13 protein-coding genes are annotated in these 11778 nt (G+C 55.6%); 10 read left to right on the top strand and 3 right to left on the bottom strand.

Annotated features, from left to right (window positions below):
* Window positions 1-4: 4 nt before the first annotated feature.
* Window positions 5-1024 (bottom strand): aromatic ring-hydroxylating dioxygenase subunit alpha, encoded by a 1020-nt coding sequence (locus AYM40_RS21355; RefSeq protein ID WP_063498279.1) that lies wholly within the window; start codon window positions 1022-1024, stop codon window positions 5-7.
* 264 nt (window positions 1025-1288) lie between these two features.
* Entirely contained in the window at window positions 1289-2332 is a 1044-nt protein-coding gene (locus tag AYM40_RS21350; RefSeq protein WP_082855224.1) for a LysR family transcriptional regulator, read from the bottom strand.
* Between the two features lie 224 nt (window positions 2333-2556).
* On the opposite strand from AYM40_RS21350, the gene AYM40_RS21345 reads away from it, so the two are divergent.
* The 5 genes from AYM40_RS21345 (at window position 2557) to AYM40_RS21325 (ending at window position 6205) form a co-directional block, all read left to right on the top strand.
* Window positions 2557-3525, top strand: coding sequence for an NAD(P)-dependent oxidoreductase (locus AYM40_RS21345; protein WP_335341243.1), 969 nt, complete (start codon window positions 2557-2559; stop codon window positions 3523-3525).
* Window positions 3522-3836, top strand: coding sequence for an NIPSNAP family protein (locus AYM40_RS21340; protein ID WP_063498277.1), 315 nt, complete (start codon window positions 3522-3524; stop codon window positions 3834-3836). The genes AYM40_RS21345 and AYM40_RS21340 overlap by 4 nt, the downstream gene beginning before the upstream one ends.
* Window positions 3837-3993: 157 nt before the next feature.
* The gene (locus tag AYM40_RS21335) at window positions 3994-4779 is read left to right on the top strand and encodes a VOC family protein (RefSeq protein WP_236721137.1); all 786 of its coding nucleotides are present in this window, start codon (window positions 3994-3996) and stop codon (window positions 4777-4779) included.
* 84 nt (window positions 4780-4863) lie between these two features.
* Window positions 4864-5229: a YciI family protein gene (locus AYM40_RS21330; protein ID WP_063498275.1), complete on the top strand. Its 366-nt coding sequence runs from the start codon at window positions 4864-4866 to the stop codon at window positions 5227-5229.
* A gap of 10 nt (window positions 5230-5239) precedes the next feature.
* Window positions 5240-6205: a fumarylacetoacetate hydrolase family protein gene (locus AYM40_RS21325; protein ID WP_063498274.1), complete on the top strand. Its 966-nt coding sequence runs from the start codon at window positions 5240-5242 to the stop codon at window positions 6203-6205.
* A gap of 249 nt (window positions 6206-6454) precedes the next feature.
* Here the strand turns inward: AYM40_RS21325 and AYM40_RS21320 are convergent, their stop codons facing one another.
* The gene (locus tag AYM40_RS21320; protein WP_063498273.1) at window positions 6455-7228 is read right to left on the bottom strand and encodes an IclR family transcriptional regulator; all 774 of its coding nucleotides are present in this window, start codon (window positions 7226-7228) and stop codon (window positions 6455-6457) included.
* Window positions 7229-7540: 312 nt separating this feature from the next.
* Here AYM40_RS21320 and AYM40_RS21315 point away from each other — a divergent pair, with 312 nt between their 5' ends.
* The 5 genes from AYM40_RS21315 (at window position 7541) to AYM40_RS21295 (ending at window position 11705) form a co-directional block, all read left to right on the top strand.
* Window positions 7541-7858 carry a DUF485 domain-containing protein gene (locus AYM40_RS21315; RefSeq protein ID WP_063498272.1) on the top strand — a complete coding sequence of 106 codons (318 nt, stop codon included), beginning with the start codon at window positions 7541-7543 and terminating at the stop codon, window positions 7856-7858.
* A complete protein-coding gene (locus AYM40_RS21310; protein ID WP_063498271.1) occupies window positions 7855-9402 on the top strand; it encodes a cation acetate symporter in 1548 nt (515 codons plus the stop codon). The genes AYM40_RS21315 and AYM40_RS21310 overlap by 4 nt, the downstream gene beginning before the upstream one ends.
* A complete protein-coding gene (locus AYM40_RS21305; RefSeq protein WP_063498270.1) occupies window positions 9403-10128 on the top strand; it encodes an aspartate/glutamate racemase family protein in 726 nt (241 codons plus the stop codon).
* A gap of 74 nt (window positions 10129-10202) precedes the next feature.
* On the top strand, window positions 10203-10724 hold the full coding sequence (locus tag AYM40_RS21300; RefSeq protein WP_063498269.1) for a cupin domain-containing protein: 522 nt from the start codon (window positions 10203-10205) through the stop codon (window positions 10722-10724).
* Window positions 10725-10835: 111 nt separating this feature from the next.
* Window positions 10836-11705, top strand: coding sequence for an amidohydrolase family protein (locus tag AYM40_RS21295; protein WP_063498268.1), 870 nt, complete (start codon window positions 10836-10838; stop codon window positions 11703-11705).
* Window positions 11706-11778: the final 73 nt, after the last annotated feature.

The raw sequence follows: 11778 nt of genomic DNA, 5'->3' as shown, positions 1-11778 counted from the left end.
GACTTTATTGAGTGACGGCGGCTGACTCTTGCCGAACGAGTTTTTCAAGAATGCGTCGCGCCGCCACAGACCCGCTGTCCGCCCGTACCCCTACTTCTGCTTTCGTGCGACTATCGGTTTCGATCATGATCTGCTGAGCTTCAAGGATTTCCACGTCTTCCATAAAGGTAGCCAGAATGGAATCGTGAATCAGCTTGGTGATTGCCTCGTCCTCCAAGGCAAAACAACGCGTGATTGTCCAATAATACTTGCTGGTACGCTCATCCACCGGCGTAATGCTATTGATGGAGAACCACCGCAAGCCTTTTTCCAGATCCTCGGTGCCGGCCGGATAGCCTCTCGCATCGATAGAGACATTCGCCGGCGGCTGGAAGCGGATCACCTGCCAACGGTCGATGTGTTCGTCCAGGTTTCGCACACGAGCAAACAAAGGAGGCGGCGGCGCATCCTTGATAATCCGCTCGACATGGACTTCGCGCCCTTCCACCCGATGCGTCATCGGCGTCTCCACCACGGCGGAGTTGCCGATGGTTTTGGCGTGAACGTATGTTTCGTGCGTCAGATCCAGAAGATTATCCGTCAGCAACTGGTAGTTGGCTTTTACATCAATGCACCCCCCAGTCGACAACCAGCCCGGCTCGCTGTTGTAGCGGAAGTCCGGAATCAGGGATTCATCGGCCGCCTCGGGGTCGCCCATCCACACCCATACCCACTGCCACTTCTCCGCCACAGGGTAAGCACGCACCTTCATTGAAGGCGGAATCTGCTCCTGCCCGGGAATCGCGACGCAGGCCCCCGCGCAGTTGAGCGTGACCCCGTGGTAACCGCATTGCACGGTATCGCCGATGAGGTTGCCCTTGGAGAGGGCTGCGCGCCGGTGCGGGCAACGGTCTTCAAGGGCAACGGCCTTTCCAGCCTCCGTGCGATACATCACAAGCGGCTCACCGATGATCCATCGCTGCGTGAGCGAGCGCTGGATCTCATGGCCCCAGCCGGCGACATACCAAGCGTTTTTCAAGTACATAGATGTGTCCAATGATTGTAAAAGATGATGTCTTTCAATGTTCTTAATTATTAATGATTAACAATCTGTAGCAACTGGTAGAAACCCTATCTAAGTATCGGCAGTGAGATTCAACGAACTCCGATGGCCGCAGCGCGGCTTGTGTGCGGGTGTCGCCCGACCGTCCGATCGACGGACGTCGCGCGCCAAAAGGCACGAATGCCGCCAACTAGCTGTCGGAACCCGGAGAGCGGTCGCGCGTTGCGGCCGCGATTAGCTATGACGTTACGGCGTAGTCGCGACGACTCGAATGCGTCGCTGCTGGCTCGGTTTGGTCCAGACTTGCTCCGACGCATGATCATCGCTTTCAGGATCCTGCAACTGAAATGGTTCCGAAAGAAACTGAAGGTCCGAACTCCCCGGAAGCAGTGGCTTACTTGCAGTTTTAAACAGGTCAATAATCATTGAGCGAAACCATCGGTTTGCAGGGTCGTGATGGTAGCGGTCGTGCCAGTAAAGCGCGATTTCAAATGGGTCCAGCCCAAACGGCTCCGGGCGATAAGTGAGCGGAAAATAGCGACTCAAAGTCGAGGCGAGTATTTCAGGCGCTATCCACACGAGGTCAGACGCCAGCAAGCAATGTGGCGCAGAAAGATACTGGGGAATTCGCACCTTGATTCGGTCCCTGGCTCCAGCCTCAATGAGCGCACGCTCAAGCAGCAGATGGCCGGTGCCCCCGAATTCCACCAATAAGTGGTCAGCGCGGGCGATGGTCTCCGCGTCGATCACCTCCTTTTCCAGCGGATGCCCTTTTCGCATCACACACACGTACCGCTGCTTGCACAATGGCTTGCGATGGATATCCTGTTCCAGCGACGGCAGATAGCCGACTGCCACGTCGAGTCGCCCGTTGCCTAGCGCAGGAATCGTGTCCTCAACCTTTGTGAAGAGCGTCTGCAGTTTGATATCCGGTGCGATACCTTGAAGTTTACGATAGAGGAGGGGCAGAATAACAACCTCCCCAATGTCACGAGTACGAATGGTGAACATTCGTTGCGACTGCTCGGGGCAGAACGGTTGAGGCACGCCTGTCGTCTTCCGCACCTGGTTGAGCGAGTCAATCAGCGGTTGAGAAATGTCGATAGCAACCGCAGTCGGTTCCATGCGCCGCCCAACCAGTATGAACAGCTTGTCGCCATACGTCGCTCTCAGCCGTTTCAACGAAGCACTGACAGCCGCCTGGGTCAGACCAAGATTCTCTGCGGCGATAGTTACAGACCTATCACGCCACAACGCTTCGAACACGTATAGCAAATTGAGGTCTTTCACGACGCCTCCTGTCCTCTGTCTCGTCTCGCCAAGTAATTTCGCCGCCTGCCTGCCATCGCATCGCGTCCGAATCGGCTTCGTATAAACAGGATTTGTATATGTAGGCCAGCGCTACCGCACTGGGGGTAAACCCGTTTGAAGGACAGGGCGTCAACCTCACGCCTCCAAGACGCCCACCAGCGCTGGATTGCGCGAAGAATAAATCACATTGATAGTTCGTAACAATTCCAGCTTACTCGACTGCGCGACGAGCCACGCTCAAAATTCATCGACATAGCGCCAAGAAAGCAAGGAGACACTCGGTGAAAACAGTGGGAATAGTTGGCCTTGGTCAACTCGGACTGCCGATTGCAGCAAATCTGATTAGCGCAGGCTTCCGCGTTGTCGGCTTCCCCCGCAGCAGTGCGGCGGCCTTCGCGGCAGTGGGCGGAATCGCGCTGGGCAGCCCGGCTGAGGTACTGAAGGAAGCGGAGGTGCTCCTGCTCTGCCTACCAAGCGAAAGTGCCCAACTCCAGGTGCTCGACGGTGACGACGGCCTGCTGAAATCGGGCGTTCGGAACAAGACAGTCGTCGAACTGAGCACGTACCGACGTAGCTTCAAGTTGGCGCAGGAGGCACGACTGGTAGATGCCGGCCTTTCCGTTCTGGAGTGCGAGGTCAGCGGTTCTCCGCCAATGGTCAGTCAAAAGAAAGCAGCACTCTTCGTCGGCGGTTCAAAGGAATTGTATGAGGGTTGCCGTGCCGTGCTAGACGCTATTGCCCCGACCCAATTCCATCTCGGCCCATTCGGCGCGGCGCTGAATATGAAACTGATCGCCAACGCCCTGCTCGCGATCCATACACTCGCAGCGGCGGAGGCCTTAAACCTTGGCGCTCGTGCCGGCTTCGACCCGCATCTTGTCGTGGAGGCAATCCGCCAAAGCGCCGGTGCCTCGACGATGTTTGCCATCCGCGCTCCAATGATGGCTGACCGTCGCTTTGAACCGGCCCCCGGGCCCTTTACCACCCTAGAAAAATACCTGGATCTGGCGTCCGAACTGGCTATCGACTCCGGCTCCGCTACACCGCTATTTGCCACTGCCCTGCCGTACTACCGACGTGCCGTCGAGCAGGGCATTGGTGACCAGGATATCTCGGCGGTCATCACACTGCTCGAGGAAGAATCTAAATCGAATATCAGGACTCTTTCATGATTATTGAACAACGAACCTACACGCTCAGACCTGGGACCGTCCATCAATTTCTGGCGCTCTACGAGGCCGAAGGTCTTGAAGTTCAGTCATCCGCGCTAGGGAATCTGGTCGGCTATTTCATTACCGAGACCGGCGAGCTGAACCGCGTGGTGCAATTGTGGGGTTTCTCGACGTTTGAGGACCGACTTCTGCGCCGCAAGGAGCTTTCCAGCTCAGACGCCTGGCGCGCCTTCCTCGCCAAGGCAGGTTCGTTCGTCGCTGAACAGCGTACCGAACTGCTGACGCCGGCACCCTTTTCCCCCATCCGCTGAGGACGACATGATCCGCAACTTGAACCACATTGGGCTGACCGTGCCGTCGCTCGAAATCGGCCGTGCCTTCTATGAATGTTTCGGTCTTCAAACGCATGCATCCGGAAAGGACCTCGTCTTTCGCTGCGAGGGACGTGACCAGGATCAGGTCCGTTTGATGGAAGGCCCGACGAAGCGTCTCGCGTACGTGTCTTTCGGTACGCACAAGGGTGGCCTGCAGCCGCTGCGAGAGCGACTTGAGGCTGCCGACGTAAAAATCGCTGATGCTCCGTTCGACGTGTCTTTCGGAGGCATCTGGTTTAAGGATCCCGACGGCGACTGGATCAACGTGCAGGAAGCAGAGGATGCCGGATCGACACTCGCACCGACGGCAGAGGTCAATTCACCGCAGCGATATCGTCGCATCGGCACGCGCGCATGTGACATCACGTCATCGCAAAAAAAGGCGCGCCCCCGCCGCCTTGGCCATCTGATTAAATTCTCGACCGACGTTGACCGAGCGGTCGAGTTCTACGGCAAAGTGCTTGGCCTGTTGGTGTCTGACAAAGGGCTCGACATTCTCGCATTCATGCGTTCACCCTTTGGCGGAGATCATCACATGATCGGAATTGCGAAAGGCCCGCATACCGGCTTGCACCATATCAGCTTCGAAGTAGGCGACATCGACGAAATCGAGATGGGCGCTCAGGCCCTGCTCGCCGCCGGCTACAAGGACGGCTTCGGTCTTGGCAGGCATGGCCCGGGCTCCAACTATTTTCACTACATCCGCGACCCGTGGAATAGCCTGGTTGAGTATTTTTGGGACATAGACGTCATTCCCGAAAACGCGGACTGGACGCCGATGCCGAACAACCCAGAAGGGGTGCACGCGGTACTTCACGCCGTATGGTCGGAATCGCCGGCACCCGCAGACTTTATCGTCAACTTCGAAGAGCCGCATTGATTGCGGTAGCACGTATTCGCAGAACGCCTGCCCGCCGAATTTCCGGCGGGCGGGTTTATTCACGAACGCCGGTTAGGTTTCCTCATGAATGATATTTCCTCTGTCCTTCAAGGGATGTTGAACAAAACCCTGTATGTAGTTTTGCGCAAGCCGCGCGATTTGACGCGAGTCTCAGAAGTTCTACCGCGCCACATTGAATGGATTATTAGCGCAGAAAGACGGGGAGAGATTTTTCTTTCGGGCCCCTTCACTGGCCCCGGGCAGCCGGGTGAACACGGCGGCATGACGATCCTGCGAGCATCGAGCGCAGCAGGTGCGCAGCAAATTATTGATACAGATCCGTTTATCGCAGAGGGTGTATTCGAGGTTGAAGTCAAACCATGGCTGCTCATGGAAGGAAGCCTGACGTGCAACTTCACCCTATCGAATCAGCAATCAAAGCTTTATTGAAGGACGACCTGTGAGCTACCAACTTTTTAGCTATCTCGACGCTGCCGGCAAACCCCGCACAGGCATCGCGATCGAAAGCGGTCATTTTGATTTCGGCCGCCTCGACCTAAGCAATTTCAATTCTGGTTCTTTTGACGTTGGCCACATCGACATTGATAACGCGTTGGAGCAGTGGCCTCAAGCTCACGAACAACTGAAAACGCTTGCGACAGCAATTTCGAAAGACAGCTCAATTGGAGCGAATGCCAAGTTGGTTGCTGACGAGTTGTCGTTCGCAGCACCGCTGAGCCGCCCCGGAATCATATACGCCGCTGGTGCAAACTACCGCGACCACGTCGAAGCGATGGGCCGGGCATTCAACATGCGCCTTGTGCTCGATCCCCGCGCGGAAGGCATCCCTCCGTGGCACTTCATCAAAGCCGGTCGTGCAACGCTCGCCGGTCACAAGCAAGATGTGACCTATCCCGGCCATACGCAACGTCTGGACTGGGAAGCTGAGCTGGCGGTCATCATTGGCCGTCCTGCACAGAACGTCAGCGTGGACGATGCCCTGAGCTACGTTGCCGGGTATAGCGTTGCCAACGATCTTTCAGCGCGCGACAATTTACGTCGTGACAAGGTTGACGCGTCCTCGCCCTTCCTCTTTGACTGGATTGGTCACAAATGCTTCACCGGAGCGTGTCCGCTGGGACCTTACTTCACCCCGGCAGAATTCGTCGCGTCTCCCGAGAACCTCGACATCAAGCTTTGGTTGAACGGTGAGCTCAAGCAGGATTCGAATACCAGCAACCATCTCTATTCAGTCGCGGATCAAATCGCCTATCTCAGCAGCCGCCTTACGCTGTACCCTGGCGACGTCATTCTTACCGGAACACCGGCCGGCGTTGGCATGGAGAGCGGAACGTTTCTTGAGCGTGGTGACGTGGTGAAAGTCTGGATTGAAAGTCTGGGACAACTGGAAACGACCATCGTCTAAGTCCGGCTTCTCTCAGAACGAGTCGCAATCTTCGACGGCACCGGAACGAAATACCAGTTCGTTCCGGTCTTTCTCCGGTATAGGCACGCGCATCAAGCGAGCGCGCAAACGAATTCAGTTCTCAACACAGATAGGGACCTCTCGCTCGAGCAAAACACCGGTGCTCAGAAAAACCGGAGAAAGGCCAGCATTTGACAACGAGACAATCGACAACCGAACGACAATAGCTACATTCGTTGGGACAGGTACTTAATGGCCCCTGATTCGTCCCGAAAACGGTGTCCCGTCGATTCGCTCAGCAAGCGTGCGTGCACCGCTTTTCAGTATCTCAGCCTGATAGTCGTAATCATCCGCCGAAACCATTTTGGTCGGATAGACAATGCCTAACGCCGCCAACAAGCCTCCAGACCGCCCAATCACCGGAACCGCCAAGGCGCCTATCCCTGGTTCCCGCTCTCCGTCGGACACTGCGTATCCTTTCCGGAATACGTTGTCTAACTCCCGCCGAATCCGGTCAGCATCAGTCACCGTTCGACTCGTTAGGCGCTCGAATGGACCGCTCGCCAGCAGTTGCTCCCGTACATCCTTTCCAGAAAACGTCGCCAGAATCTTGCCAACAGCCGTCGCATGAAACGGGAAATAGGAGCCTAAATTTGACGACAAATCCACCGGCACCGACCCCGCGATACCAAGCAGATATAGCGGCTTGAGATGGTCAAGAATCGACAGCGTCGCGTTAAATCCGCTTCGATCTACTACTCCCCTTAGGATTGGCAACGCCTGTCGTGTGAGAGGGTGAGCCTGTACGAAGCGAGAACCGAAGACAAATGCCGACAAGCCAACGGAGTAACTCCTCGATCGCGGATCCTGCTCAAGCCATCCAGCATCGCGAAACGTGCTAAGGATTCGCGAGACCTGACTTCGAGGCAGCCCGAATCGCTCAGACAACTCACCCACTGAACAATTTCCAGTTCCTTCGTTGAAGGCCTCGATGATTTGCAGAGCAGTGGCTATCGTCTTCATGTGATTTGCAAATACAGCAATACGTCTTCGGGGGCAGACTGCACAAGCATAGTTATATTGGAAAAGCGGTCTTATTTCAAAGAATCTCTAATCATTGCAAATAGCGCAACACGACGGTTTTTCTGGAGTTCCATCGCTTTGGGGTGCAAGAATAATTCCGTCGTCACGAGCGTTGCACGGCCCGGTTGTTTCGTGTGACCCACAAGCACACGCGCGCAACAAACGTAGCGCAAACGTGATTGTCAATCCAGAAATTCGCCCAGACGGATTCCGTGTCTTGCAGACATTCAAAATGACTAAAGGAGACATTTCATGCAATTGGCCTCGTCGTCAGTCGACGTCTCGCCCCCGAAAGTGGAGACTCTGCGCTCAGTTGCCGTTCGCAGACAACGGATATCCCTCACGATAACCGCCGCATTGCTTCTGACTTATATGGGATTCGTACTTCTGGTCTCATTCTGCAAGACTCAACTGGCGACGGTGCTGGCGCCTGGAATATCGCTGGCGATCGTATTGGGGATTTCCATGGTGGTTTTCACTCTTTCGCTCACGTTCGGATTCGTCGTGTGGGTGAACCGCGTTCACGACGAATCTCTGCGTCGCCTGCGCGATTCGGGAGCCACGCAATGACAGTACTCAACTCAGGCGCAGGGCACGCCAACTTCGCATCCGTACTTTTCTTCGTCGTGTTTCTCCTGTCGACACTCGTTATAACCTGGTGGGCAGCTCGCCGCACGAAGACGGCAGAACAGTTCTTCGCCGCTGGCCGTAGCATCGGCCCAATGCAGAACGGGGTTGCCCTAGCGGGTGACTTCGTGGCCGCAGCGGGCTTTCTCGGTATTTCGGGGCTTGTTTCATTGGTCGGCTTTGATGGTCTAATTTACGCGATTGGCGGCATCATCGGCTGGCCGATCATGCTCTTCCTGTTCGGTGAACCACTTAGAAATCTTGGTAAATACTCGTTTGGCGACGTACTGGCCTATCGACTCAACTCTCCGAACATCAGAATCGTCACCGGCATTACGACCCTCGGGATTACTGTCTGCTACCTGGTGATGCAGATGGTCGGCGCCGGCGAGTTGGTTCACCTTCTGTTTGGCATGGAATACGAAGTCGCGATATGGATCATCGGCGCATTCATGCTTGTCTACGTGATCTTCGGTGGCATGCTTGCAACCACCTGGGTACAGATTATCAAGGCAGCGTTGATGTCTCTCGCAGCGATTGTGATGACCTACATGTCGCTCGCACACTTCGGGTTCAATCCCGTGAATCTTCTGGCAGCTGCGAGCGCTGCGCATGGCCCCGCCGTCCTGTCGCCCGGCAAACTTATCTCGAATCCCGTTGACGGAATCTCGGTTAGCCTCGCGCTCTCCCTTGGCGTGGCAAGTCTTCCTCACGTTTTGATGAGATTCTTCACCGTTGCTGACGGTCGCGCTGCCCGAAAGTCTCTCGTCGTCGCCACAACGATCATCAGCATCTTCCTGATGTTGACCTTCATCCTTGGATTTGCCGCGATGCAACTCGTGGGTCAATCGGCGATTGCTGCGATGGATAAAGGCGGAAACATGGCAATTCCGCTGCTTGCTGAGAAGCTGGGAGGAGTTTCGTTCCTCGGCTTCGTATCGGCGGTGTCATTTGCCACTATCCTCGCGGTTGTTTCCGGGCTGCTAATCACCGGTGCAACGACTGTTTCTCACGACCTTTTTGACGCCGTCATAAAACGCGGCAAAGCAACCCAGAGACAAACCATGTTTGTCGCTCGCGTAGCGACTGTAGCACTCACGGTAATTGCCATCATCTTAGGGCTGATACTCAGAGGTCAAAATGTTGCGTTTCTCGTTGGGCTTGCGACAGCCGTCGCGGCAGGAGCAAATTTCCCCGCGATTTTTCTGGCTATCTACTGGAAGCGCTACACAGTCACCGGCGCTGTATGGGGAATGATGGTGGGCCTGATCTCAAGTCTGCTGTTCATCTACTTCTCGCCGACGATACAGGTCGATGTCCTGAAGCATCATTCCGCACTCTTGCCTCTTCGAAATCCGGCGATTTTCTGCGTTCCGTTGAGCTTCGCGGTCAGCATTGTTGCGTCGCTACTTAGCCGACGAGTCCAGGACCCAGCGCGCTATCAGGAGATTGAGCAACGCATTCTTCTCGGCGCACAGGGGCTCTGAATGCACCGTCGAACAGCTAACTATGGGCTGCGTGCCCGTCTCGGGGTGCTGCTTCCGTCCGGAAACATCGCGGCCGAGGCTGAACTCACATCGCTCATGCCGTCGGGTGTGTCCCTCCATACCACACGTCTACCTCTTACGGGAAGCGGAAGCAGTCAACTGCTAAGCATGGCATCAGAAGTCGAACAGGGGGCTTTGCTTCTAAAAGACACGCAACCGAATCTCATCGTCTTTCATTGCACGGCGGTTTCAACCTGGGAGCCGGAAATGGATTCCCGCCTTTGTGAGCGAATCGAACGTGCGACAGGCATACCTGCGATAACAACGGCGAAATCCCTGATCTCGGCTTTCAAGAACTTTCGGGCAAAAAAAATCGTATTGCTGAGTCCCTACATCGACGAAATCAACAGGAGGGAGATCAACTTTCTGGCCCACCACCAAATCGAGGTTCTCGAATTTCACGGATTGGGTATTCAAGGGCCCCAGGAAATGCACGCCGTGGCGCCCGAAGTTTGGCTCGATCTTGCGAGGACAGCCAGACGTGACGACGCGGACGCCTACTTCCTGAGTTGCACTGCAATACGGTCCATCGAAGTCGTCGACGAACTAGAACGCGAACTGGGCCGACCCGTGCTGACAAGCAACCAGACGATGGCCTGGCACGCACTTCGAAATGTTGGCGTCGACGAAAAAATAACTGGTGCTGGAAAGCTGTTCACGATTTAGCCCAACCTTCGGCGCGTCATTCCAGCAGCCATTTCGATGCGCCGATTTCATATAAATCCATAGATGGAGGCATCATGCAGTCAACGATAGCAGAACGCGAAGTTGCTCCAATTGCAAACAGCGGAAAGGAGTGGCGCGACGCGATCGCCCAGATGGCACAGCGCAAGACTCCAAGTTTTTTCCATATGCGGGCACGATTGCCAAAACAGGGGCGGACTAATCAGGTTCTCGGCGCGTCAACCCAGATGAACGTCGTTCTCAAAACGTACGCGAGCGGCGGCGAAAACGAGATTCACGCTCACTCGAACGAAGACCACCTGTTCGTGGTGCTTCAGGGCGGTGCTACTTTTTTTGGTCCTCGCGGTGAAGAACGTATTGTCGAAAAAAATGACTGTGTCCTGATTCCGTGTGGCGCTCTTTATTCGTTCCACGCAAACGAGGGTGAGCAGTTGGTCATGCTGAGAGTCGGCGCGGCGATTGATCCGTCGACAGACGTGCTAGCTCGTGTCGACGAACACGGCGCACCATTTGACGGTTTTTCCGAAAAGAACAAAGAAGTCCCGGTAATCCTCGAGCAAGATCTCTGGTTCGAATAACCAGCTGCGCGGGTCTGCGGGAAGACGCCAACCCACAACCCGACATTGACCCGTGAAATATGCCAGCACGCTTGAAACCAAGATGCGGGCAACGATTGAAATGGAACTCATATGATCGAACTGTGCCAACCACCAAACGCGAATCCTCGCCGACCCGCCCTTTTGTGCCCAGCCGGCGCCACCGATTGTCATGTTCACGTCTACGGCCCAAACAATGCGTTCCCAGTCGCAGCCACTCGGGCGTTCGACGTTCCCGAGGCACTGCCGTCCTCACTCTCCGACTTGCTGGATATGCTTGGAATCCAACGAGTTGTACTGGTTCAACCCAGCGGATATGGAACAGACAATAGCAGGCATCTGACTGCGCTGAAGGAAGTTGGGCGGCCCGCGCGCATGATTGCGTCCCTGCGCTCAGACGTGAGCCCGACTGAACTCGACCGTATGCACAAAGCGGGAGTTCGAGGCGTCCGATACACCATCGGACACGCGGGCGCGGCGCCCATCGCGGAGATGCCTGAACTGGCGAAGCGCATTGCGGAGTTCGGCTGGCATGTCCAGCTCCATGTGATGAATGACGGCAGTGGCAACGCACTCGTCGAGATGGAAAAAGCCCTCGAGAACTTGGCCACAGATCTTGTTATCGACCATATCGGATCAATTCACCCCGCCGGCGGCCTTGAACAGCGCGGCTTCGCTGCTCTGTTGCGGCTATTGGAAACCGGGCGATGCTGGGTAAAGCTCTCCGGCGCGTACCGCGTATCCAAGGCTCCTCCCTATGAAGACATGATGCCGTTCGTTGAAAAACTCGTTGCGGCAAATCCCGACCGTCTTGTATGGGGCAGCGACTGGCCTCACGTGGCATTCAAGGGATCTATGCCCAACACCACAGACCTGCTGGATCAGTTAATGGCGTGGATTCCGGATGAGACACAGCGCCATCGCATTCTAGTTGGCAACCCGGCAACGCTATACGGCTTCTAGCCCTTGTCCGATTTTCATCGGCCGTCACTCGGTAGCCGCCGATCAAGTCGTTTTACATTATAAATTCACAATT

Source organism: Paraburkholderia phytofirmans OLGA172 (assembly GCF_001634365.1).
In the GTDB taxonomy this organism is placed as follows: domain Bacteria; phylum Pseudomonadota; class Gammaproteobacteria; order Burkholderiales; family Burkholderiaceae; genus Paraburkholderia.
Note: the sequence above shows the minus strand (reverse complement) of the source record. Positions and strands in the feature narration are given on the sequence as shown.

What these genes read in the sequence shown, in the direction of transcription:
- AYM40_RS21305 (WP_063498270.1), top strand. Translation starts at nt 9,403, where the DNA reads ATGCACCGTCGAACAGCTAACTATGGGCTGCGTGCCCGTCTCGGGGTG.
- AYM40_RS21355 (WP_063498279.1), bottom strand. Translation starts at nt 1,024, where the DNA reads ATGTACTTGAAAAACGCTTGGTATGTCGCCGGCTGGGGCCATGAGATC.
- AYM40_RS21340 (WP_063498277.1), top strand. Translation starts at nt 3,522, where the DNA reads ATGATTATTGAACAACGAACCTACACGCTCAGACCTGGGACCGTCCAT.
- AYM40_RS21310 (WP_063498271.1), top strand. Translation starts at nt 7,855, where the DNA reads ATGACAGTACTCAACTCAGGCGCAGGGCACGCCAACTTCGCATCCGTA.
- AYM40_RS21315 (WP_063498272.1), top strand. Translation starts at nt 7,541, where the DNA reads ATGCAATTGGCCTCGTCGTCAGTCGACGTCTCGCCCCCGAAAGTGGAG.
- AYM40_RS21295 (WP_063498268.1), top strand. Translation starts at nt 10,836, where the DNA reads ATGATCGAACTGTGCCAACCACCAAACGCGAATCCTCGCCGACCCGCC.
- AYM40_RS21335 (WP_236721137.1), top strand. Translation starts at nt 3,994, where the DNA reads ATGGAAGGCCCGACGAAGCGTCTCGCGTACGTGTCTTTCGGTACGCAC.
- AYM40_RS21330 (WP_063498275.1), top strand. Translation starts at nt 4,864, where the DNA reads ATGAATGATATTTCCTCTGTCCTTCAAGGGATGTTGAACAAAACCCTG.
- AYM40_RS21320 (WP_063498273.1), bottom strand. Translation starts at nt 7,228, where the DNA reads ATGAAGACGATAGCCACTGCTCTGCAAATCATCGAGGCCTTCAACGAA.
- AYM40_RS21300 (WP_063498269.1), top strand. Translation starts at nt 10,203, where the DNA reads ATGCAGTCAACGATAGCAGAACGCGAAGTTGCTCCAATTGCAAACAGC.